The 20539-nt window shown below is 68.4% G+C and carries 22 protein-coding genes and 1 pseudogene; 12 read left to right on the forward strand and 11 right to left on the reverse strand.

The genetic code is table 11. The features are described 5' to 3' along the window. The first annotated feature begins 71 nt into the window (after nucleotides 1-71). Nucleotides 72-314, forward strand: coding sequence for a DUF3039 domain-containing protein (locus ACFW6D_RS25280; protein ID WP_379232005.1), 243 nt, complete (start codon nucleotides 72-74; stop codon nucleotides 312-314). On the opposite strand, the gene ACFW6D_RS25285 is transcribed toward ACFW6D_RS25280, so the two are convergent. Continuing rightward, nucleotides 281-1450 carry a YihY/virulence factor BrkB family protein gene (locus tag ACFW6D_RS25285; RefSeq protein WP_379332014.1) on the reverse strand — a complete coding sequence of 390 codons (1170 nt, stop codon included), beginning with the start codon at nucleotides 1448-1450 and terminating at the stop codon, nucleotides 281-283. The genes ACFW6D_RS25280 and ACFW6D_RS25285 overlap by 34 nt on opposite strands. A gap of 188 nt (nucleotides 1451-1638) precedes the next feature. Here ACFW6D_RS25285 and ACFW6D_RS25290 point away from each other — a divergent pair, with 188 nt between their 5' ends. Next, nucleotides 1639-3366, forward strand: coding sequence for a DEAD/DEAH box helicase (locus ACFW6D_RS25290; RefSeq protein ID WP_379332060.1), 1728 nt, complete (start codon nucleotides 1639-1641; stop codon nucleotides 3364-3366). Between the two features lie 52 nt (nucleotides 3367-3418). On the opposite strand, the gene ACFW6D_RS25295 is transcribed toward ACFW6D_RS25290, so the two are convergent. Beyond that, nucleotides 3419-4021 carry a TetR/AcrR family transcriptional regulator gene (locus ACFW6D_RS25295; protein WP_379332016.1) on the reverse strand — a complete coding sequence of 201 codons (603 nt, stop codon included), beginning with the start codon at nucleotides 4019-4021 and terminating at the stop codon, nucleotides 3419-3421. Between the two features lie 161 nt (nucleotides 4022-4182). On the opposite strand from ACFW6D_RS25295, the gene ACFW6D_RS25300 reads away from it, so the two are divergent. After that, nucleotides 4183-4920: an SDR family NAD(P)-dependent oxidoreductase gene (locus ACFW6D_RS25300; RefSeq protein WP_379332018.1), complete on the forward strand. Its 738-nt coding sequence runs from the start codon at nucleotides 4183-4185 to the stop codon at nucleotides 4918-4920. A 191-nt stretch (nucleotides 4921-5111) separates the two neighbouring features. On the opposite strand, the gene ACFW6D_RS25305 is transcribed toward ACFW6D_RS25300, so the two are convergent. Continuing rightward, complete coding sequence (locus ACFW6D_RS25305; protein ID WP_379332020.1) at nucleotides 5112-5660, reverse strand: hypothetical protein; 549 nt, start codon at nucleotides 5658-5660, stop codon at nucleotides 5112-5114. Then, nucleotides 5660-7582 (reverse strand): DEAD/DEAH box helicase, encoded by a 1923-nt coding sequence (locus ACFW6D_RS25310; RefSeq protein ID WP_379332062.1) that lies wholly within the window; start codon nucleotides 7580-7582, stop codon nucleotides 5660-5662. The genes ACFW6D_RS25305 and ACFW6D_RS25310 overlap by 1 nt, the downstream gene beginning before the upstream one ends. Before the next feature lie 138 nt (nucleotides 7583-7720). Here ACFW6D_RS25310 and ACFW6D_RS25315 point away from each other — a divergent pair, with 138 nt between their 5' ends. After that, nucleotides 7721-8473, forward strand: coding sequence for a TetR/AcrR family transcriptional regulator (locus ACFW6D_RS25315; RefSeq protein WP_379332022.1), 753 nt, complete (start codon nucleotides 7721-7723; stop codon nucleotides 8471-8473). 105 nt (nucleotides 8474-8578) lie between these two features. On the opposite strand, the gene ACFW6D_RS25320 is transcribed toward ACFW6D_RS25315, so the two are convergent. Further along, on the reverse strand, nucleotides 8579-8773 hold the full coding sequence (locus ACFW6D_RS25320; protein WP_266291007.1) for a hypothetical protein: 195 nt from the start codon (nucleotides 8771-8773) through the stop codon (nucleotides 8579-8581). Nucleotides 8774-9177: 404 nt separating this feature from the next. On the opposite strand from ACFW6D_RS25320, the gene ACFW6D_RS25325 reads away from it, so the two are divergent. From ACFW6D_RS25325 to ACFW6D_RS25335, 3 genes are read left to right on the forward strand one after another with little or no spacing between them, the layout of a single operon-like run. After that, nucleotides 9178-9549, forward strand: coding sequence for a DUF952 domain-containing protein (locus tag ACFW6D_RS25325; RefSeq protein ID WP_379332024.1), 372 nt, complete (start codon nucleotides 9178-9180; stop codon nucleotides 9547-9549). A gap of 37 nt (nucleotides 9550-9586) precedes the next feature. After that, nucleotides 9587-10069, forward strand: coding sequence for a cation:proton antiporter regulatory subunit (locus ACFW6D_RS25330; RefSeq protein WP_379232017.1), 483 nt, complete (start codon nucleotides 9587-9589; stop codon nucleotides 10067-10069). Nucleotides 10070-10076: 7 nt separating this feature from the next. Next, nucleotides 10077-11255 (forward strand): cation:proton antiporter, encoded by a 1179-nt coding sequence (locus tag ACFW6D_RS25335; protein ID WP_379332026.1) that lies wholly within the window; start codon nucleotides 10077-10079, stop codon nucleotides 11253-11255. Here ACFW6D_RS25335 and ACFW6D_RS25340 read toward each other — a convergent pair whose 3' ends face one another. From ACFW6D_RS25340 to ppgK, 3 genes and pseudogenes are all read right to left on the reverse strand, one after another. Continuing rightward, on the reverse strand, nucleotides 11256-12158 hold the full coding sequence (locus ACFW6D_RS25340) for an MHYT domain-containing protein (protein WP_379332028.1): 903 nt from the start codon (nucleotides 12156-12158) through the stop codon (nucleotides 11256-11258). Nucleotides 12159-12364: 206 nt separating this feature from the next. After that, nucleotides 12365-13756 (reverse strand): annotated as a pseudogene (locus ACFW6D_RS25345) (RNA polymerase sigma factor); the annotation flags it as partial. Nucleotides 13757-13985: 229 nt separating this feature from the next. After that, complete coding sequence (ppgK, locus tag ACFW6D_RS25350) at nucleotides 13986-14744, reverse strand: polyphosphate--glucose phosphotransferase (RefSeq protein WP_379332030.1); 759 nt, start codon at nucleotides 14742-14744, stop codon at nucleotides 13986-13988. A gap of 96 nt (nucleotides 14745-14840) precedes the next feature. Between ppgK and ACFW6D_RS25355 the strand changes: the two genes are divergently transcribed. After that, a complete protein-coding gene (locus tag ACFW6D_RS25355; protein WP_379332032.1) occupies nucleotides 14841-15740 on the forward strand; it encodes an inositol monophosphatase family protein in 900 nt (299 codons plus the stop codon). Here ACFW6D_RS25355 and cei read toward each other — a convergent pair. Next, the gene (cei, locus tag ACFW6D_RS25360) at nucleotides 15737-16420 is read right to left on the reverse strand and encodes an envelope integrity protein Cei (protein ID WP_379332034.1); all 684 of its coding nucleotides are present in this window, start codon (nucleotides 16418-16420) and stop codon (nucleotides 15737-15739) included. The two genes, ACFW6D_RS25355 and cei, sit on opposite strands and share 4 nt — an antisense overlap. A 376-nt stretch (nucleotides 16421-16796) precedes the next feature. On the opposite strand from cei, the gene ACFW6D_RS25365 reads away from it, so the two are divergent. Next, entirely contained in the window at nucleotides 16797-17099 is a 303-nt protein-coding gene (locus ACFW6D_RS25365; protein WP_056811237.1) for a DUF4193 domain-containing protein, read from the forward strand. Between the two features lie 40 nt (nucleotides 17100-17139). Here ACFW6D_RS25365 and ACFW6D_RS25370 read toward each other — a convergent pair whose 3' ends face one another. Continuing rightward, a complete protein-coding gene (locus tag ACFW6D_RS25370; RefSeq protein WP_379332064.1) occupies nucleotides 17140-17646 on the reverse strand; it encodes a DUF3093 domain-containing protein in 507 nt (168 codons plus the stop codon). A 102-nt stretch (nucleotides 17647-17748) separates the two neighbouring features. On the opposite strand from ACFW6D_RS25370, the gene dut reads away from it, so the two are divergent. Together dut and ACFW6D_RS25380 are read left to right on the forward strand one after the other, a co-directional pair. Next, on the forward strand, nucleotides 17749-18219 hold the full coding sequence (dut, locus tag ACFW6D_RS25375) for a dUTP diphosphatase (RefSeq protein WP_379332036.1): 471 nt from the start codon (nucleotides 17749-17751) through the stop codon (nucleotides 18217-18219). 5 nt (nucleotides 18220-18224) lie between these two features. Further along, entirely contained in the window at nucleotides 18225-19118 is an 894-nt protein-coding gene (locus ACFW6D_RS25380; RefSeq protein ID WP_379332066.1) for a DUF3710 domain-containing protein, read from the forward strand. 188 nt (nucleotides 19119-19306) lie between these two features. Here ACFW6D_RS25380 and ACFW6D_RS25385 read toward each other — a convergent pair whose 3' ends face one another. After that, the gene (locus tag ACFW6D_RS25385) at nucleotides 19307-20056 is read right to left on the reverse strand and encodes an alpha/beta fold hydrolase (RefSeq protein WP_379332038.1); all 750 of its coding nucleotides are present in this window, start codon (nucleotides 20054-20056) and stop codon (nucleotides 19307-19309) included. Between the two features lie 74 nt (nucleotides 20057-20130). On the opposite strand from ACFW6D_RS25385, the gene ACFW6D_RS25390 reads away from it, so the two are divergent. Next, a complete protein-coding gene (locus ACFW6D_RS25390) occupies nucleotides 20131-20538 on the forward strand; it encodes an OB-fold nucleic acid binding domain-containing protein (RefSeq protein WP_101466671.1) in 408 nt (135 codons plus the stop codon). Nucleotide 20539 lies beyond the last annotated feature (1 nt).

The following is a 20539-nucleotide window of genomic DNA, read 5'->3' on the forward strand; positions in this document are numbered from 1 at the left end:
CCACTCCACGTCAGCGAGCGCACACGCGGCTGGTCAGCGAGCCGGGCCACGGATGCGGCATCATGGAAGGCGTGAGTACAGACACTCTGGTACGCCCGGAAACCACGACCGACGAAACGACCAGCGACGACACCCCCAAATTCTTCCACTACGTGAAGAAGGACCGGATCGCCGAAAGTGCCGTCATGGGCACGATGGTCGTCGCCCTGTGCGGCGAGGTTTTCCCGGTGACGCGTTCGGCCAAGCCCGGCTCGCCCGTGTGCCCGGACTGCAAGAAGGTCTACGAGGGCTTGCGCAAGGGCGGCGACGACTGAGCTGACAGCTCGGCTGGTAACGCCGGTGCCTCCACCGAGGCCCCGGCGGTTTCGTCGTGCTCGTCGCTCTCGTCGTCGTCATCACCACGCACCTGGCTGGTGATCCATTCCTTCACCTGCTCGATCCGGGTGGCCCGCGCGGGCCAGAACTCCTGCACCGCGGCGTTGAACTCCGCGCCCAGGATCACCGAGAAGCCGAGAAAATAGGTGAACAGCAGGAACGCGATCGGGGTGGCCAGCGCGCCGTAGCTGACGCCGGTGGCGCTGATCGACGACAGATACCGGCGCAGCAGCTCGCTCGCCGCCATGAAGAACACCCCGGCCACCAGCGCACCGCCGAAGAGTCGATGCCACGGCAGCGACTTGTGCAGGGCCAACTTGTACAGCGTGGTCAGCCCGACGATCAACAGCAGCCCGACGATCGGGTAGTAGAACGTGTCGATCAGCCGCAACCCCGGCTCCCGCCACGACTCGGGCAGCACCCGCCCGATCCGCACGGGCCCCAGCGCGATCACCGGCAGAATCAACACTGCTGCCACCAGGAACTGGACGTACAGGACCAGCGCGAAGATCCGCTGCCAGATCGGATGCCGGGCATCCTGCTGCCCGTGCGCCTCGACGATGGCGTCGACGAAGGTCGACATGGCCGAGGACCCGGCCCACAGCGACAGCACGAAACCCACCGACACCACCGCACCGCGGCCTTTGCCGAGCACATCGTCGACGGTCGGTTCGATCAGATCCGAGACCACCGACGGGCTGAAGAACTCGCGGCTGAAGGCGATGATCTTCGCCTCCACGACCTGCAGGGTGTCGGGCCCGAACAGGCCGCCCACATAGCCGAGACTGCCCAGAATGCCGAGTAACAACGGCGCCAGCGACAACGTCTGCCAGAACGCGGCGGCGGCGGACTTGGTGAAAATCGAGTCGTCCCAGCACTTGACGCAGACCCGCACGAAAAGTCGCCACGCGGTCGCCAGCCATCGAATCCACCGCGCGCGATCGCTGCGGCGTTGCCCGACGGCGTGCGCTCCCGCCACGGGGCGTGCGGGCGTGTCGCCGGGCGGGTGCGGCGGCGGCGTGTGCACCGCGTCGGCGGCCGGTACCTGGTCGTTGTTCATCTCGCTGTCAAGCATCTCCCACGTCGGCGGTCCATGGGGTGCGGGTCGGGCATCGTGTCGGCGGGTAACAGGTAAATGGCCGGTGACCACGGGCGCTGATGTGATGCCTGTCGCCCACCCCGCGTCGGTTTGGCGACACGCCGCATCGGGCGGCTAGGGTCGACTGCGTGACTGGGTCGGGTGGTGCCGCTACGGCGAAGCAAGTGGGGACACCGGGCGAAACTGCCGCGGGAGGTGCCCCGTCGGGTTCGTTGCGCGCCTGGCAGCGGCGCGCACTGACGAAGTACCTGGCCACCAAGCCGCGCGACTTCCTCGCGGTCGCGACACCCGGCGCCGGTAAGACCACCTTCGCACTGCGGGTAGCCGCGGAGTTGCTGGCCGATCGCACGGTGGATCAGATCACCGTCGTCGCCCCCACCGAACACCTCAAGCACCAGTGGGCCGCCGCGGCCGCGCGCACCGGCATCCAGCTCGACTCGCGATTCTCCAACTCCACCGGCGGCACCTCCGGCGACTATCACGGCGTCGTTGTCACCTACGCCCAGGTCGCCGCCCACCCCACCCGGCACCGGGTGCGCACCGAGAACCGCCGCACGCTGGTGATTCTCGACGAGATCCACCACGCGGGCGACGCCAAGACCTGGGGCGAGGCGACCGAGGAGGCGTTCGGCGACGCGACGCGGCGTCTGGCGCTCACCGGAACCCCGTTCCGCAGTGACGATTCGAAGATCCCGTTCGTCACCTACGAGCCCGACGAGGGCGGTTTCCCGCGTTCGCGCGCCGACCACTCCTACGGCTACGCCGACGCGCTCGCCGACGGCGTCGTGCGTCCGGTGGTGTTCCTGGCCTATTCGGGGGACGCGCACTGGCGCGACAGCGCGGGCGAGGAACACACCGCCCGCCTCGGCGAACCGCTCAGCGCCGAGCACACCGCGCGCGCCTGGCGCACCGCCCTCGACCCGGCCGGTGACTGGATCTCGGCGGTGTTGCGCGCGGCCGACATGCGCCTGCGTCAGCTGCGCGCGTCCGGGATGCCTGATGCGGGTGGCCTGGTGATCGCCACCGATCAGGAACGCGCCCGCGACTACGCCGAACTGCTCGAACACATCTGCGGCGAGCGGCCCACGGTGGTGCTGTCGGACGACCCGCAGTCCTCGCAGCGCATCGGCGAGTTCGGCAAGGGCACCCAGCCGTGGATGGTGGCGGTGCGCATGGTGTCCGAGGGTGTCGACGTGCCGCGACTGGCCGTCGGCGTGTACGCCACCAGCGCGTCGACGCCGCTGTACTTCGCCCAGGCCATCGGTCGTTTCGTGCGTGCGCGCAAGCCGGGGGAGACGGCGAGTGTGTTCCTGCCGTCGGTGCCGGTGCTGCTCGACCTGGCCGCCCAGCTCGAGCTGCAGCGTGACCACGTCATCGGCAAGCCTCATCGCGAGAAAGACGGCCTCGACGACGAACTGCTGATCGACGCGAACAAGGCCAAGGACGAGCCGGGCGAGGACGAGAAGTCCTTCGTCGCACTCGCCGCCGACGCCGAACTCGACCAGGTGATCTACGACGGATCCTCCTTCGGCACCTCCACCATCGCGGGCAGCGACGAGGAAGCCGACTACCTCGGCATCCCCGGCCTGCTCGACGCCGACCAGATGCGCGCGTTGCTGCGCGACCGCCAGACCCGCCAACTCGCCGACCGCAGCGCCGCCGCCGAAGCCACCCCACCCCCCGCGGCCGTCGCCGAACGCGTCGCCACCTCCGACAAACTGGGCGAACTGCGCCGCGAACTCAACAGCCTCGTCGCCATGCACCACCACCGCACCGGCAAACCACACGGCGTGATCCACGGTGAACTCCGCCGCGAATGTGGCGGTCCGCCAACAGCATTGGCGAGCGTCGATCAACTGGGCGAACGCATCGCGGCGTTACGTCGACTCTGAGAGATCACCGCAGCAGCTCCTCGTCCGGTGACCGAATTATTGCGCGCAGTGCCTAGCGACTCGCGGCACCGAGCGCCTGCATGGCGCTGTCGACGGCCGCGCTCAGTTCGTCGGCGCCGACGCCGTCCCTGGCCTGGATCGACAGTCCGTACAGCAGCGTGCTGTAGAGCACGGCCAGCGATGCCGTGTCGGTGCCTGGGGCGAGGTCGCCGTCGGTGACGCCGCGATCGAGCCGGGCGCGGATGTCGGCCGTGGTGTGGCGGCGGGCTTCGATGAGGAATTCGCGGACCGACGCGGTGCGGGAGGCATAGGTCGCGCCCGCGAGGACCACCATGCAGCCGTTCGGCAGGCCGGGATCGGCGTAGGTGGCGATATTGTCGCGCAGCATCGTCTCGATCGCGGCGTAGGCGGTGGGCTGCTCGCGCAGCGCCCTTGCGGTGTGTGAACCCTCGGTGCGGCCGTAGAGCTCGACGGCGGCCCGGAACAGCGCTTCCTTGTCGCCGAACGCGGCGTAGAGGCTGGGGGAGTTGATGCCCATGGCGGCGGTTAGGTCGCTCATCGAGGCGCCGTCGTAGCCGAGTTCCCAGAACACTTCCATGGCACGACGCAGGGCGATGTCACGGTCGAAACCGCGTGGGCGGCCGCGTTCTGCCATGGGAAACCTTTCTGTGCCGATCGGTAAACATACCGCGCCCGTCGGTGGTCACGGCAGGCGTGGGGCAATTCTGTGTCGAACATTATGAAACTCTTGACGCCAGTGCTCCGCGTGCGCTTGTCTAATTATGTATCGACCACTACATAATTGGAGCGAACCTGATGACGAGCACAAACGCCGTGGCCCTGGTGACCGGCGCGAGCCGCGGGATCGGCGCCGCCATCGCCCGCACCCTGGCCGCCGCGGGCACCGATGTGGCGTTCACCTACCAGCGTGACGAGGTCGCCGCCAAGGCCGTGGCCGCCGAGATCGAGGCGCTGGGCAGGCGGGCGCTGCCGATCAAGGCCGACAGCGCCGACGCCGCACAGGTCGTCGCCGCCGTCGAACAGACCGCGAGCGCACTCGGCGGCCTGGACGTGCTCGTGAACAACGCGGGCATCTTCCCGGCCAAGCCCTACGAAGAGTTCACCCTCGATGAGATCGACCGCGCGCTCAACATTCACGCCCGCGCCGCCTTCGTGGCGGGCCAGGCGGCGCTGCCGTATCTCGGTGACGGCGGCCGGATCATCTCCATCGGCTCCAACCTGTCCGAACGCGCGCTCTTCGGTGGGCTGTCGCTGTACAACCTGAGCAAGTCCGCCCTCAACGGCTTCACCAAAGCCCTTGCGCGCGAACTGGGCCCGCGTGGCATCACCGTCAACCTCGTCCAGCCGGGCCCCACCGACACCGATATGAATCCGGCAGGTGGCGAGCACGCCGCGACCCAACGAGCATTCAACGCGCTCGGCCGTCACGGTGCCGCCGCCGATGTCGCCGGCCTGGTCGCCTTCCTCGCGGGTCCGTCGGGCCGATCGATCACCGGTGCGATCCTCACCGTCGACGGCGGCACCAACGCCTGAGCCGCCGGTATATCGCGAACGGGCTCTCGCTGCTGACTTCGTTGCGCTGAGTCAGGGAGGCGGGCCGCCTTCGCTCGATATCGCCGCCGGGCATGACACCCGCGCCGCACCCGATGGCTCCGACCAGCCGACCACACTGGATGATCGGGCGCGGTAACGGATAACCCGTTGTCCTCGTGGATGTCTCGTGTCTAGCGAGCGGCGTCGAAGAAGTCGGTCGGGTCGAGGGTGTGCAGGGGAGTCCAGCGCGATTCCTGTGCGGGCGCGTCGGATTCGGCGGTCGCGTCGAAGTAACCCTGCAGTTCCAGTGCGAGGCGCGGATTCTCGTCGACCTTGCGCGCGATCGTGTACAGGGTCGCGAACACGTGTACGCAGCGCGCGGTGCGTGCCGAACAGGAACAGTCGGTGCTCACCAGGCTCGGTGCGGGGGAGTGGCCCGCGTCGAGCAGGGCCCGGTGCATCTCGTCGGTGAGGACGGTCGGATCGGTGATCGTGTGACCGATCGCGGTCACCGCCGCCCGCGACAGCGGCGCTACCTCGACGTGCGCGATCGACGCCTGACCGCCGCGATGCAGGTGCGCGCGCACCGTTCGCCCCTCGATCTCGAGGCGTGCACCGTCGTTGCGGGCGATGCTGCGGGCGCGGGGAAGGAGGGGTTCCGGGCGGGTCTGGCGTAGCGGTTCGGCCAGGCGCACCCAGTCCATACCCCATGGGGTGTATCCGAATTCGTTGTCGGCCATCAGTTCTCTCGCTTCCGGCGCAGGATGTCGACGAGGGCGTCGTCGTCGAGGCGGGCGAGTTCGGCGATGCCCGCGGCATCGGACAGGTCCGTCAGCGCGGACTTACGCGTGTGCATCGCCGCGATGTGTTCCTCCACCGTCGTCGCGCTGGTGAGGGTGGTGACGGTGACGGTGCGGGTCTGCCCGATCCGGTGCGCCCGGTCCGACGCTTGAGCCTCCACCGCCGGATTCCACCAGCGATCGAAATGGATCACATCGGCCGCCCGGGTGAGAGTGAGGCCGGTGCCCGCCGCGCGCAGGCTCAGGATCAGCACGGGCGGACCGTCCGGTGCCTGGAAGCGGGTGACGAGGTCGCCGCGCTGAGTGGCGTCGAGCCCGCCGTGGAAGAACGGCGCCTCGATCCCGAACTGTTCGGCGAGGTGGCGCACCAGCAGGTCGCCGGTCTTGCGGTACTGGGTGAAGATCAGCGTGGGGTCACCGGTGTCGAGGTTGGTGGCGACGATGTCGGTGCACAGGTCGAGTTTGCCTGAGCGCCCGGCGATTTCGTCCAGGTCACCGGACACCAGACCGGGGTGGTTGCACACCTGTTTGAGGTGGGTCAGCGCGGCCAGCACGCGTCCCTGACGTTGCAGGCCGGTGCCGAATCCCTCGTCAAGGGCCTCGGCGAGCACCGCGTCGTACACCCGTTCCTGCTCGGCGGTGAGATCGCACAGCAGATCACTGTGGATCTTCGCGGGCAGCGACGCCGCCACCTGAAGCTTCTTGCGTCCCAGCACAACCGGCTCGACAGCATCGCGCAGCCGGGCCGCCGCCGTTGCCGAACCCTCTTCGATCGGCCGCACGAACCTGCGCCGAAACTGCGTGCGATGCGCGAACAGTCGCGGCACGGTGAGGTTGAGCAGCGCGAACAGCTCGTCGAGGTGGTTCTCCACCGGCGTGCCGGTCAACGCGACCTTCGCCTCCGCGGTCAACGCCCGCGCCGCCTTCGACACCTGCGTGCGGGGATTCTTCAACGCCTGCGCCTCGTCGAACACCATGGTCGCCCACTGCTCACCGGTCAGCGCCGCCCCGTGCAGCCGCAGCGTCGGATACCCGGTCACGACGACCGTCCCCGCCCCGGCGTTCACCGCACCACCACGCCACGACACCGCCTTCAACCCCGGCGCGAACCGTTCGATCTCGTGCACCCAGTTGCCGACCAGCGAGGTCGGACACACCACCAGCTGCGGCCCGTCGGCCCGCCCCTGCAGGAACCCGATGGTCTGCACCGTCTTGCCGAGGCCCATCTCATCGGCCAGTACGGCCCCGCCGTAAGCCGCGACCGTCTCGCGCAACCAGCCCACCCCGCGCACCTGATAGGGCCGCAGCGTGGCATCGAGAACCCCCGCGAGCTCCCCGTCGAGCGCCTGCGTCTCGCGCAACACCCGAGCCGCCCGCTCGGCCGACACAATCGCGGTCCCGACCGCATCGGGAACGGCATGCGCGGCGATCGGCAGCGTGTTGCCCACTGTGTCGGGAACGGCATGCGCGGCGACCGGCCGTGGGGCGCTCCCCGCATCGGTAACGGCATCGGGCAGCGTGCCCACCGGGTCGGTCGACGCGGCATGTGTGCCTGCCGGACCGCCGACGACCCCGCCTGACGAGGTCGGCGAGGTACGCGAAGCGCCTTCGTCCTCGGCTTGCCGACGTGCGGCGCTGGTGTCGGTCGGGGCAAGCAAGGCACGCCAAGCCAGAGCCGACGGCGCGAGTTCGCCGACGACGCCCGCGAGCTCGGTGGCCGTCACCACCGCGGTCGCGACCTCGACAGGCTCGATCGCCCCGCGCTCACCCACCGGCAGCGCGAGGGTGAGCTGTTCGGGATCGCCGATTCCCGTCGGCGCGGGCCCGGCGTCGTGCCCGGTCCACGTCCACAGCGCGAACAGGTGACGGTCGGGGAGGTAGGTGGCCTGAAGGGCGGGCAGAACATTCTCCTGTGATCGAGCGGCACGAACAATCGAACAACGTACACTGTACTGAGTTTGTTCCGCCAACGCTCGAACCATTTCCGAAAGAGGACCGCAGTGCCCGACGAGGACGCGAAATCCGCCGCACAGGCCACCCGGATCCTCGAACTGCTGTGGCGCCACGCCTTGCCGTCCACGCCGGGCGCACGCGGCCCCAAGCCGGGTCTCACCGTCGACGACGTGGTGGCGGCCGGTATCGCCCTGGCCGACCGCGACGGCATCGCCAAGCTGACGATCCGCGCGGTCGCCGCCGAACTCGGCCTGCGCGCGATGAGCCTCTACACCTACGTCCCCAGCAAGGACGCCCTGATCGTGCTCATGGTCGACGCCGTCGCCGCCACGGACACCCCGATCCCGGCCGACCTCCCGGTGCGCGACCGCATGATCGCCGTCGCCACCCAGATCAGAACCGAACTGATCGAGCACCCCTGGCTCCTGGAGGTCTCGCCATGGCGCCAGGTGCTCGGCCCCGCCAGGATGCGCCGCTACGAACGGCAGCTGACCGCGATCGACGGCATCGGCCTGAGCGATCTGGCCATGGATCGCGCGATCGCGGTTCTCACCGACTTCGCCACCGGCAATGCCCGCCTCGCCGTCGCGGCCGCGGGCGCCGCCGCGCAACTGAGTGACGCGCGCTGGTGGGAGGTCAGCGGACCTTTACTGGCCCAGGTGATGCCGGCCGACGAATTCCCGCTCGCGGGCCGCGTCGGCACCGCCGCCGGCGAGCACTACCAGGCCCCCGCCGACCCGGACGGCGCGTTCGACTACGGCGTGGCCACCCTCGTCGACGGCATCCTCGCCGACATCTGACCAGCGTCGATACCCGGACACAGCAACAGCGGGCGCCCTGTTCGGGTCGCCCGCTGTCGGTGGTTTTCTGTTGTCAGATGTGGTTGTTTCGGACGCGAGGAGTGGTCAGATCGCGGGCGCTGCGTCGGTGTCTATGACGGCTTCGAGCTCGCGCAAACGGTCCATGTGTTCATTCGCGTGGTGCTGGCAGAAGAGCAACTCGCCACCCGCGGGAAGAACTGCACGCACTCGGGCAGCCGCCCCGCAACGATCGCAACGATCAACTGCGGTCAGTGGGGTGCTGGTCAGGGTTCCTGGCATGACTCCTCCGTCCCGGCTCCCGGCGCTGCGTGGCCGTTCGCCTAGGTGTGGGCCTCGTGGTCACTCCACGAGGCTCGCGTCCGCTACTTCCCAGCAGTGGTACGACTACTCTGTCAGACGTTCGGGGTTCAGGCTTTGTTCCCGGAAGCGAATCTTTGTGTTTTCGATAACAGACCTGCGGTTTCGCTGAAAGCGAACACCCACCGGTCCTCGATCTCGAGCACCCACCGATCACCCGCGAAGCGCTGATGCCACCTCCCACTCGATCCTGATACTCACCGATATGTCGCTCGCTGCGGTGTTGCTCGTTACGCACGGGGCGTAACCACCGAACCGGGCCGAACACGATCGAGTTGTGACAGGGTCTTGACCGTCCGAACCTGTTGTCTACCCGGAGATTACCCGTGACATCCGACACTCACACGCTTGTTCACCTGTGTTCTTCCCAAGAATGGGAACAAGCTCGTAACGAAGGTGAACGCCGACCGCCGTCGCTGGCCGATGCGGGCTTCGTGCACCTGTCCCCCCCGGAGCAGGTCCATTTGCCCGCCAACCGACTTTTCGCCGGGCGCGCCGACATGGTCGTGCTGTGGCTGGAACCGACGGCGTTCACCGGCGAGGTGAAGTGGGAACCGGGCGTGCCCAGCGACCCGTCGTCGATGCTCTTCCCACACCTTTACGCCCCGTTGCCGGTCGCCGCGGTACTGGCCGCGCAGCCGTACCTGCCCGACGCCGACGGCGTGTTCACCACACCGCGCCGAGAGGGAGTGGCGTAGACCACAATCGAGACCGAGCGCGTCTACTGTTGACAGGGTGAACGTCGACGTCACAGCGCTACCGGGCATCGGAGTGCGTAAGGATTTCGAAGTCAGGTCGGGGCGCCGCGTCGGTGTGGTGGCCCACCGCGACGGCGATATCGACCTGATCGTGTCCAAATCCGACGACCCGGACGCCATCGCCGCCCAGGTGCCGCTGTCCACCGACGAGGCGTCGGTGCTGGCGAACCTGCTCGGCGCGCCGCAACTGGTCGCCAAACTCAACGACGACCATCGCGATCTGCCCGGCATCACCACCCGCCAGCTCGCGATCGTCGACGAATCCCCCTATGCGGGACGCACTCTCGGCGAGACGGGCATGCGCACCCGCACCAAGACCTCGATCGTCGCGGTGATGCGCGCCGGTCAGCTGCATCCCTCACCCGGCCCGGATTTCACCTTCACCGAGGGAGATCTGCTCGTGGTCGTCGGCACCCCGGACGGCTTGGAAGCGGCCGCGAAGATTCTCGGTCACGGCTGACAGCGCCGTGACCTCGCAGGCCCTGGCTCTGCTCGAGCTCGGCGTGATCTTGTTCGCGCTGGGGATCTGCGGGCGGGTGGCGGGCCGGTTCGGGATGTCGCCGATTCCGCTGTACCTGCTGGGTGGGCTCGCGTTCGGGCAGGGCGGTTTCATCGAGCTCCACGCCGCCACCGAGTTCGGGCACATGGCGAGCGAGATCGGCGTCGTGTTGCTGCTGTTGCTGCTCGGGCTCGAGTACACGGCTCCCGAGCTGATGACCGGGCTGCGGCGCTCCTGGGGGGCCGGAGTGCTGGACCTGGTGGCCAACGCGCTGCCCGGGGTGGCGGTGGCGCTGATCCTGGGCTGGGGTGTGCTGGGCGCCGTGGTGCTCGGCGGAGTCACCTACATCTCGTCGTCGGGCATCGTGGCCAAGGTGCTCGACGATCTGGGCCGCCTCGGTAACCGCGAGACCCCGGTGGTGCTGTCGATCCTGGTGTTCGAAGACCTCGCGATGGCGGTGTACCTACCGATTCTTACCATGATGCTGGCGGGGTTGAGCTTGCTCAGCGGAATGATCTCCCTTGCGATCGCGCTGGCGACTATCACGGTGGTGCTCGTGGTCGCGCTGCGCTTCGGGCGGGTCGTCTCGGCGGTCCTCGACAGCGCCGATCGCGAAGTGTTCCTGCTGCAACTGCTCGGCGCCGCGCTGCTGGTGGCGGGCGCGGCCTCGGCGCTCAATGTCTCGGCGGCGGTCGGGGCGTTCCTGCTCGGCATCGCGATCTCGGGATCCACCGCGCACGAAGCCGCGAAACTCCTGGAACCACTGCGGGATCTGTTCGCCGCGATCTTCTTCGTCGCGTTCGGCCTGTCGATCGACCCGGCCGCGATCCCGCCCGTGTTCGCCTGGGCGGTCGGGCTGGCGGTGGTGACCACCGGTACCAAGATCGCGGTCGGCTGGTGGGCGGCGAGCAAGCAGGGCATCCGGCGCATGGGTCGCGCGCGAGCGGGGGCCGCGCTGGTGGCGCGCGGCGAATTCTCCATCGTCATCGCCGGATTGGCGGTCGCCTACGGCAAGGCCGACGCGAAACTGGCCGCGCTCGCCTCGGCCTACGTGCTGCTGATGGCGATCCTCGGGCCGATCGCGGCGCGGGTGGTCGAGCCGGTGGTCGAATTCGTCAGGCGCCGTGCTGGACTCGCGTCGAGCTGATCAGTCCACGACCCGGCGCGGCCAGGCGCCAGCACCGTCGTAGCGCAATTCCTCGGTGCGGTAATCGTGCTGAGCCTGCGGTGCGACCGACGCCGCAACCGGTGCGACCGGCCGCGCAGGCTTGGCCGGTCGCTGCTGCGGACGGTGGCGCGAGGTCAGCCACATCCGTGGCAGCGCTTCCTCGTTCTCGATCTCGGTGAGGCTCACGCTGATCAACACGAGCATCGTCACGATGCTGCTCACCCCGATCAGCGGCGCCAGCAGTTCCATCGCCTCGGCCCCACTCGTGGGCGCGCCCTGATGTCCGGCGTGCGCGTGCATCGACGCCATGCCGGTGTAATGCATGCCGCACACCGCCACACCCATGATCACCGCCGCACCGACAGTCGCGAGAAAACCCTTGACGCGCAACGTGAACCACAGGGCCACGATCGAGGCCACCACCGCGATCACCATCGACAGCGCCACGAGCGCCGGATCGTATTCCACTGTCGCACTGGATTTCATCGCGTACATGCCGGTGTAGTGCATGGTCCCGACACCGAGGCCGGTGATGGTGCCGCCCGCGAGCAACGAACGCAGAGTCGGCTGCGGTTTGTTGACCATGAACAGCCCGATCCCGACCACCACCATCGCGGTGATCGCGCTGAACAGCGTCAACGGGATGTCATAGCGAATATCGGCGCCGCGAATGGTGAAGCCGAGCATCGCGATGAAATGCATGACCCAGATACCGGTTCCGCCGATGGCGACCGCGGCGCCGATGAGCCAACCCGCCCGTCCCTCGGTGGCATTGCGCCCGCGAGCCGCGCACTGCAGCCCCAGCAGACACCCCGTCACCGACATGAAATAGGCGAGAACGGGAGTGATCCAGCCGTAGCTGAAGTGATAGATGTCGAGCACGCGCGAAGACCCTCAATGCCGATACCGCAAGACCTGAGGCGGTAGAACGAAAAGCTGGATGTGACGATACGGTGAAGATCGCCAATCCGTGCCCTCCACTGTGCAATCCGGCAGTGTGGGGTTGATCACGAAATGATTACCGCGGCGAAAAGAAAACGAGGCCCGCACCACCGAACGGGTGGCACGGGCCTCGCTTCGAGAAACTACTAGTCGAGGTAGTCGCGCAGAACCTGCGAACGGCTCGGGTGACGCAACTTGCTCATCGTCTTCGATTCGATCTGGCGAATACGCTCACGCGTCACGCCGTAGACCTGACCGATTTCGTCGAGGGTGCGCGGCTGACCGTCGGTGAGGCCGAAGCGCAACCGCACCACGCCCGCCTCACGCTCGGACAGCGTTTCCAGCACCGACTGCAGCTGATCCTGCAGCAGGGTGAAGCTCACCGCGTCGACCGCGACGACCGCCTCGGAATCCTCGATGAAGTCACCGAGCTGGCTGTCGCCCTCGTCGCCGATGGTCTGATCCAGCGAAATGGGTTCACGCGCGTACTGCTGGATTTCCAGCACCTTCTCCGGCGTGATGTCCATTTCCTTGGCGAGTTCCTCCGGCGTGGGCTCACGGCCCAGGTCCTGGAGCAATTCACGCTGTATCCGGCCGAGCTTGTTGATCACTTCGACCATGTGCACCGGGATACGGATGGTGCGGGCCTGATCGGCCATGGCGCGGGTGATGGCCTGACGGATCCACCACGTCGCGTACGTCGAGAACTTGTAACCCTTGGTGTAGTCGAACTTCTCGACCGCGCGGATCAGACCCAGGTTGCCTTCCTGGATGAGGTCGAGGAAGGCCATGCCGCGGCCGGTGTAGCGCTTGGCCAGCGAGACAACCAGTCGCAGGTTGGCCTCGAGCAGGTGGTTCTTGGCCCGGTTGCCGTCGCGCACGATCCAGTTGAAATCGCGGCGCGTGGTGACCGAGAGCTTCTCGCCCGCCTCGGCGAACTCGCGCATCTTCTCCGCGGCGAACAGACCGGCCTCGATCCGCTTGGCGAGTTCGACCTCCTCTTCCGCGTTGAGCAGCGCGACCTTGCCGATCTGCTTGAGGTAGGCGCGCACCGAGTCGGCGGAGGCGGTGAGTTCGGCGTCCTTGCGTGCTTGACGCAGCGCTTCGGACTCCTCCTCGTCCCAGACGAAATCGCCGGAGGCCTTGTCCTTCTCGGACGGTTCCGCGGTCTCGGCGACCTCGGTGGTCTCCTCGGCGACGTCTTCGACGACGACGACTTCCTCGACGAGTTCGTCTTCGGCGACTTCGAGATCACCGAGATCGTCGACCTCGACCGACTCGTCGTCGAGCTGCTCCTCACCGCCTTCGCCCGAGGTCGCCTTCTTCGCGGCGGTCTTCTTGGCCGGAGCCTTCTTGGCGGCAGCCTTCTTCGCCGGCGCCTTCTTGGCTACGGCCTTCTTCGCCGGCGCCTTTTTGGCGGCGGCCTTTTTGGCCGGCGCCTTCTTGGCCGGGGTTACGGCGTCGTCGGCATCGGCGTCGGAGGCCGAGTCGGCGGTCTGACGGGTATTCGTGGCTACCACGTACGCCCTTTCGTGACGGTCTCGTGCGGCGTCACGCCAGAGTGATTTTCCGGCGGAGCGGTCGGTCGGGTTGCACCGGCGATGCGTCGGCCGGGGGAAGTCGGCGCTCGTTCACCGACCTTCTCGCGACCGGCCGCGGCCGGAAGGTTTCACCGGCTCACCGCCGGACGTGTTCCATTGTAACGATCCAACCAGGGTACTCATGGCACGATGCCACCCAGGCGTTGCGTCACCTCACCGCGCGGGGCTACGGCGCGATGCCCGCATCGATGGCCATCGCCGCGCCGACGATACCCGCGGTGTTCTTCAACACAGCCGGAATCACCGGAGTTCGGTTGGTGAGCAAGGGAATCCACTGTTCGTGATCGCGGCTGATGCCGCCGCCCGCCACGATCACCTTCGGCCAGAACAGATCCTCGATGTGACGCAACACGCGACTCACCCGCTGCGCCCACTCGGGGTAGCTGAGGTTCTCGTTGTCCTTGACCGAGGCCGCGGCCAGATCCTCGGCGTCGACGCCCTCGATCTTGAGATGGCCGAGTTCGGAATTGGGCACGAGCACGCCGTCGTAGAGCAGCGCGGAGCCGATGCCGGTGCCGAAGGTGAGCAGCAGCGTCAGCCCGTGCAGGTCGCGTGCGGTGCCGTAGGAGTCCTCGGCCAGGCCCGCGGCGTCGGCGTCGTTGAGCACGGTGACGGTCCGCCCGCCCAGCGCCGCGGTGAACAGCGCGCGGGCGTCGGTGCCGATCCAGGCCTGGTCGATGTTGGCCGCGGTCCTGGTGTGGCCGTCCAGCACCACGCACGGCATGGTGAGGCCGACCGGGCCCTCCCAGCCTGCCTGTGCCACCAGTTCGGCCGCCGCCGCGGCGACGGCGGCGGGTGTGGACGGCTGCGGCGTCGCGATCTTGATGCGGTCATGCGTTAGCAGACCGGTGGCCAGATCGACCACGGCGCCCTTCACTCCGCTGCCGCCGATATCGATTCCGAATGCGTGCCCCCGAGCGGACATGGTTCAACCCCTTGCTGACGCGGTCGATGTGCCTCACAGAGAGTAGCGGTAGTCACCCCTCGAGCGAGGCGCCACGACATGTGATGCGATGGGTGGGTGCCCGAATACACCGAGCCCGAGAACGCAACCGCCCCCAGCACATCCGCCGAATACGAGCAGTTGCGGCGCCTGGCCGTCGAGCTCGCCGAAGCGGCCGCCGCGCATGTGCGTGCCCGCAGACCCGAGGTGTTCGCCGACGGCGGACCCGTCGAGGGCGCTGTCGCCACCAAGGGACACGCCACCGATCCGGTCACCGTCGTCGACACCGAATCCGAGCAGCTGATCCGTGGGTTGCTCGCCGAGCGCAGGCCCACCGACGCGATTCTCGGCGAGGAGGGCGGCGGCGATGTCGGCGCCACCACCCCTGGCACCGTCACGTGGGTCGTCGACCCGATCGACGGCACCGTGAACTTCCTCTACGGGCTGCCCGGCTACGCCGTGTCGGTGGGCGCGGTGGTCGATGGCAAGCCCGTCGCGGGCGCGGTGGTCGACGTAGCCGCCGCGACCACCTACAGCGCTGCACTGGGCGCTGGATCGCACGCTGTGCGCCCCGACGGCACCCGGGTGACTCTGCGTTGCAGTACGGAGGATTCGCTGTCGGTGGCCCTGGTAGCCACCGGCTTCGCCTACGGCAGCGCGCGCCGGGCCCGTCAGGCCCGGCTGCTCACCGAGATCCTCCCGCAGATCCGCGATATCCGCCGCCTCGGCGCCGCCGCCATGGACCTGTGCCATGTCGCCTCGGGCAGGCTCGACGCCTACTACGAACACGGCCTCAACGCCTGGGACTGGGCCGCGGGCGCACTCATCGCCGCCGAAGCGGGCGCGGTCGTGCACGTCCCGCCGGTCACCGTCGGCGGCGCCGCGGGCGAGCTGACCGTCGTCGCGGCCCCTGGCATCGCCGAGGACCTCAACGACCTGCTCGACCGGGTCGGCGCGCCGACGGCCCTACCGGACTAACACTTCACTTCGCGGGCGGCGTCGATCAGGTCCGGGTCGATCGAGGACGAGCTCGCCCCCGGGGCCAGGTTCTTCAACGAGCGGAGCACCGCCTCGGCGTCGGCGCCGGGGCGCAGCGATTCACCGAACGCCTGCCCGAGGACCAGGTCGACGGTGTCGTCGGTGCGCGGATCCTCGATCAGCTCGGCGCAGGGCGCGACGAGCTGCACCGACGCGGCCGCCGGTCGGCCGTTCACGCCGTACCGGATCTGGCCGGTGCAAGTGAGGTCGCCGAGGACATAGACCGGATCGTTACCGACCTGTGTCCCCGGCGCGCCGGCGAAGCCGAGGTCGGCCAGTGCCGAGGCGATGTTGCCCGCCTGCCCGCTCTTGCCGTTGGCGTTGAACACCCGCACCTTCGACTCCGACAGGGCCGCCGGGTCGACCTCGGCGAGTCTCGTCGGACCGACCCGGGTGCCAAGGGCTGCGGGCTGTGCTGCGTTGGTTGCCGTCGGCGTGCTCGGCGCGTTGCACGCCATCGGTTCGTTGCTGTCGTCACGGGTTCGAAACGCCGTGATCCAGACGAACAGGCTCACCAGAGCCAGCACGAGGACGAGCGCGAGCCAGAGCTCGGGCCGCCGCCGCGGAAAGGGTTTGCCGTCGCGATCAGTCGCGCTGCCTTCGGTGATCAGTGAAACCACCCGCTCACTCTACGAGTCCCGCGCCGGTGCGCGAGTCCGGGAGGTCTCGGCGAGTTTCGGAGGCAGGTGACGATTCGTCGTCGGTTTCGGCCCCGCGCGGGTTTGATTGCGACTTTCGTCCGTTGGTCCGCTATTGTCTGCCCGCCCAGATCGAATATTTACCGGTGAAACGGTGGTCGGTCGCGGGAACAACAAGGGCATGTCCTGCGTTTACCGAACGCTGTCGGAGTTGATCGCCAGACGATCGAACCTGATAGACGACCGGTGCACGTGTGAGGTGCACCACCGGCGGGGCGGTACGAACGCCGGAACCCTGCGGGGTTACGGCAATCGACTGATCCGGGATATACGGAGTAAGGACTGAGGGGAAGACGACATGGCAACCGACTATGACGCACCGCGGCGCACCGAATCCGACGAGGTGTCGGAGGATTCGCTCGAGGAGCTGAAGGCCCGCCGCAACGAGGCGCAGTCCGCCGTCGTGGACATCGACGAATCCGATACAGCGGAATCGTTCGAGCTTCCCGGCGCGGACCTGTCCGACGAGGTACTCAGCGTTCGGGTGGTCCCGAAGCAGGCGGACGAGTTCACCTGCTCCAGCTGTTTCCTCGTGCATCACCGCAGCCGACTGGCCACCGAAAAGGGTGGACAGCTCATCTGCATGGACTGCGCGCTCTGAGGCAGGAAAACTGATCCTCTAGGGGATCAGCGAGGAAGGGTCAGCCCGCGCTCGGGAGTCCGAGCGCGGCCAAGACCCGGTCCGGCCTACGTGTACTGATCAACCAGTACGGCGTCGGGTCGTCCGGGTCGTCCAGAACCAGCAATGCCATCGGGCCGATCCAGGCCCGGTGCTGCACATAGGCGGCGGGGTCGAGTTGTCGGCCCAGCGCCGCACTCTTGGCTGTCGGCGCGACGGCCGCGGCGCGCGCGACGAAGCTCACCGGCAGGTGGGCGCGGTCGACGCGCAGTTCCGCCGTACCGTCATCGGCCACCGTCACATCCAGGCGATGCCTGCTCATCCACAACAGAATCCACACCGGGACCGGCGCCAGCAACACATACGGCAGCCAGGCCCGCAGCCCCGGCGCGCCCATGTGGATCTCGGCCGCCAGCAGGCCCGCGATCGCGAAGCCGACCGGCCACCACCACAGCGGCACCCACAGGCGCTCGGAGTAGGGCGACGGACCCGGCGCGCTCGGCGCGTGCCGGTCGGCGTCGGTGGTCACGGTCGTTGGTGAATGGGGCTGGTCGGACACCCCTCAACACTAGGTCACCGCACCAGGGTCGCGACGAGAAGGTCCGGCCTCGAGCGCGTAGTCTCGACCGATGTGAACGCACTTGCACCGATTCCGCTGCGGCGGCTCGATCCCGGCATCCCTGTGCCGACGCGTGCCCATCCGGGTGACGCGGGCGTCGACCTCTGTACCACCGAGGATGTGATCATCGAACCGGGCGAGCGGGTGCTGGTCGGCACCGGCATCGCGATCGCGCTGCCCCTCGGAACGGTCGGCTTGATCCACCCCAGGTCCGGCTTGGCCGCGAAGGCCGGGCTGTCGGTGGTCAACACACCCGGCACGGTCGACGCGGGCTACCGCGGTGAGATCAAGGTGTGTCTGATCAACCACGACCCGCGCACCGCGATCGAACTGCGCCGCGGCGACCGCATCGCCCAGCTGCTGGTGCAGCGGGTCGAACTGGTCGATTTCGCCGAGGTCGACGATCTCGACGACACCGCCCGTGGCACCGGCGGGTATGGGTCAAGCGGCGGGCATGCCAGCCTGGCCGGCAAGGAGGGGTGATGGGTCTGTTCGGTAAGAAGAAGCGCGCGCGCGAGGACGACTACGTCGAATACGACGAGGTCGAGTACGACGAAGCCGACTACGACCTGGACGCCGACTCCGACGAGTACGACACCGACGAGTTCCAGCGCCCCGACTTCGCCCGCCTCGACTTCGACGACGCCCCCACCGACGAGCGCATCTACGGCAACTTCGACCACGCCCCCGACGCCGCCGCAGGTCCCTACGACATCACCGAAGTCTCCGACGAGGCGATCGCGCGGCGCCTCGACCTCGGCTCGGTATGCATTCCGGTGCCACAGGGCGGGCAGCTGCAAGTGGAGATGAGCCCCGACGGCACCCCGCAAGCGGTGCACCTGGCCACCGAGCACGGCAGGCTCACCGTCGCCGCCTACGCCGCGCCGAAGTCGGCGGGCCAATGGCGCACGGTCGCCGCGGACCTGGCCGAGTCGCTGCGCGGTGACGGCGCGAGCGTGGCCGTCGAGAAGGGTCCGTGGGGTCGCGAGGTCAAGGCGATCACCGAGGGCGCCGACCTGCGCTTCATCGGTGTCGACGGCCCGCGCTGGATGATCCGCCTAGTAGCCGCGGGCCCCAAGGGCGCCGTCGACGACCGCAGCCCGCTGATCACCGCGGCCCGCGCCGTCCTGGCCGATGCCGTGGTCCGCCGCGGCACCGAACCGCTGCCGGTGCGCGACCCGCTCCCGGTCGTCCTGCCCACGGAACTGGCCGAACAGCTCGCCGCGGCCCACCAGCAGCAGGTCGAGGCACAGCAGGCCGCCCTCGAGGCCCAGGCCGCCGCGGCCGCCGCCCCGCCGCCCTCGGCCCTCCCGCCGAAACTGCCCGACGAGCCACGTCGAGGCGCCGACGGGTCGGCGATGCAGCAGCTCGGACTCAACTGAATAGCTCTGTCGCACAGCCGGTTTCGATGTAGTTCACCGAAGCCGGCTGTGTTGCGTCCGTACGGATTCGGCTGGTCGGCGCTTGGTGGTCGGGTGGGGCCGTGTGCGGGCGGCACCAGGATCGGTGACGGCCCTGGCTTTCGCTACGAGTGGCCCACTCGGACGTCTGCGCAGTGTGCGCCCGGGGATCAGTCGGGGGTGTGTCGACCCTGGCGCGTCGTCGCGATGAACTCGGGCACGACAGTGTCGAGCGCGGCGAATCCGGCGTGTCCGAGGATCGCGGGGTTCGCTCCCAGCTCGGCCAACGTCACTCGGTGTAGCCGCGCTGACGGCAAGGTCGATGCCCACTGCTCGGCGACCGCGATCGGGTGGATCGGATCGTCACCGGCCCCGACCACCGCGACCGGTACATCGTTGGCGGCCAACGCTTCCAGCGACGGCCAGGCATACCCCGCGGCCTCGTCCAGTGCCGCGGGCAGATGCGGCCACTGCCCGCGCCACGACTGGGTCAACGCATCGGCCAGCCATCGAGGGCTCGAGGCTCGCATCCGCGCGATCACCGCCTCCAGCCCGTCCGCGCGCAGTTGCTCGGCGGTAACTGCGGCGCTCGACGCCGCTGGGCACGCGGCGGTTTCGGGACCTGTCCAGGCGGGTAATGCTGTGATGACACCAACAACCGCGGTACGGTGCTCGGCTGCCCAGTCGAGTGCGATCGCGGCGCCGAGGGAGATGCCCGCGGCCAGGACCGGACCGCGCGCCGCGGCAGCGTCCAAAGCCGCGGTACAGCTCCTGATCACGGCCTGTGGGTCCGGTTCGACGGCGTGGAACGCGAGTCCGCGCGCGTGGGCGGCGGGCCCGAACGCGCGGGCCGCGAAATCGGCGTCGGAGCCGGTCCCCGGCAGGGCGACCACGGTGACCTGGGGTGGGGTGCGCAACACCGACGCAGCGTAGCGGCCGGGCGTTTGCCCATCTACAGTGGCGGTGTACGGCCAACTAGCGGGAGAAGCGTGCCATGTCGTCATCCACGGGCGGACACAAGTCGGGATCGGGCCCGGATTCAGGATATTTTCGACGACTCGGCCGCCGACTCACCGCCGATATCGACCAGCTCGACGCCGAGGAACTGGCCGAGACGGTCGATGCCTCCGGTGCCCGTCGGGCCAAGGATTGCTGTCGTGGTGAAGAGGCGACGATTCTGGGCAGGCTCCGCAGTGTCGAGGCGTGTCCGAAGGCAGCCGGTGCCACGGTGCAGGCCGAGTTCTTCGACGGCACCGATGCCATCACCCTGGTGTGGATCGGGCGCAGGCGCATTCCCGGTATCGAACCGGGCAGGCGCATCCTGGTGCGTGGGCGCGTGGGCGACCGCGACGGCCGCAAAGTGATCTTCAACCCCTACTACGAATTGCGCGGGAACAGCTGAC

The organism is Nocardia sp. NPDC058705, assembly GCF_042749305.1.
Lineage (GTDB): Bacteria > Actinomycetota > Actinomycetes > Mycobacteriales > Mycobacteriaceae > Nocardia.

Excerpts from the sequence above, each read along its gene's own strand:
- ACFW6D_RS25365 (WP_056811237.1), top strand. The coding sequence starts at position 16,797 with ATGGCAACCGACTATGACGCACCGCGGCGCACCGAATCCGACGAGGTG.
- ACFW6D_RS25390 (WP_101466671.1), top strand. The coding sequence starts at position 20,131 with ATGTCGTCATCCACGGGCGGACACAAGTCGGGATCGGGCCCGGATTCA.
- ppgK (WP_379332030.1), bottom strand. The coding sequence starts at position 14,744 with ATGTCCGCTCGGGGGCACGCATTCGGAATCGATATCGGCGGCAGCGGA.
- ACFW6D_RS25285 (WP_379332014.1), bottom strand. The coding sequence starts at position 1,450 with ATGCTTGACAGCGAGATGAACAACGACCAGGTACCGGCCGCCGACGCG.
- ACFW6D_RS25305 (WP_379332020.1), bottom strand. The coding sequence starts at position 5,660 with ATGGCCGACAACGAATTCGGATACACCCCATGGGGTATGGACTGGGTG.
- ACFW6D_RS25300 (WP_379332018.1), top strand. The coding sequence starts at position 4,183 with ATGACGAGCACAAACGCCGTGGCCCTGGTGACCGGCGCGAGCCGCGGG.
- ACFW6D_RS25320 (WP_266291007.1), bottom strand. The coding sequence starts at position 8,773 with ATGCCAGGAACCCTGACCAGCACCCCACTGACCGCAGTTGATCGTTGC.
- ACFW6D_RS25295 (WP_379332016.1), bottom strand. The coding sequence starts at position 4,021 with ATGGCAGAACGCGGCCGCCCACGCGGTTTCGACCGTGACATCGCCCTG.